At 69.5% G+C, this 311-nt stretch carries 1 protein-coding gene; it reads right to left on the reverse strand.

Features of this window, described 5'->3' with window-relative positions:
* Positions 1-311, reverse strand: a 311-nt coding sequence (locus IF47_RS0127200; RefSeq protein WP_031511739.1) for a low temperature requirement protein A, incomplete at both ends; no start/stop codon positions are given.

Consider the following 311-nt stretch of genomic DNA (forward strand, 5'->3'; position numbering starts at 1 on the left):
GCTGCTGGGTGATGCCCGCCTTGAAGTGACGCGAGTGCAGGGCCCACACGGTCAGCAGATACAGGGCCGTCGGCAGGGTCACGGCGGCCGCCGCCGCCAGCGTGGAGATGTGCGCCTTGCCGACCGTCTGCTCTACCGCCACTTCCAGTCCGGCCCCGATCGCGGCCGCCGAGGCGAAGACCAGGTAGTGGCCGTAGCCCCACAGGAACGCCTGCCGGTTGGACCGCAGATGGCCGTGGATGGGCACCACGAAGTAGATCCACCACGCGGCGAAGATGATCAGCAGCCCGCCCGACGCGATGGGGAGGAGC

The sequence above is a fragment of the Streptomyces megasporus genome (assembly GCF_000718985.1).
Lineage (GTDB): Bacteria > Actinomycetota > Actinomycetes > Streptomycetales > Streptomycetaceae > Streptomyces > Streptomyces megasporus.